Source organism: Marinobacter iranensis, assembly GCF_029207565.1.
GTDB classification, from domain to species: Bacteria; Pseudomonadota; Gammaproteobacteria; order Pseudomonadales; family Oleiphilaceae; genus Marinobacter; species Marinobacter iranensis.
Genome location: NZ_JANCMW010000358.1, coordinates 1 through 246, shown reverse-complemented (window position 1 = coordinate 246; position 246 = coordinate 1). Strand labels below are relative to the sequence as shown.

The 246-nt window shown below is 63.8% G+C and carries 1 protein-coding gene; it reads left to right on the top strand.

Annotated elements, in window-relative coordinates; genetic code table 11:
- On the top strand, window positions 1-246 hold a 246-nt coding region (locus tag NLU14_RS22695), incomplete at both ends, for a hypothetical protein (protein WP_275710861.1).

The following is a 246-nucleotide window of genomic DNA, read 5'->3' as shown; positions in this document are numbered from 1 at the left end:
AGGCGGGCATCCATCTGCTCTTTGTCAGCCATACGCCTTCGCTTGTCCGCGAGACGGTGCAGACGATCGAGCAGGCCGTGCAATCCGGCGAACTGCCGATCGAGACGTTGGACCGCGCGGTGGACAAAGTGCTGTATTATAAAGCGAAGTATGCATCGGCCGCCGGCGCGCCGCCGCTTTCCGTCGTCGGCAGCGAAGCGCACCCCAAGGAAGTCGCGGCGATCGGCGACGCGAGTATCTGCGTCG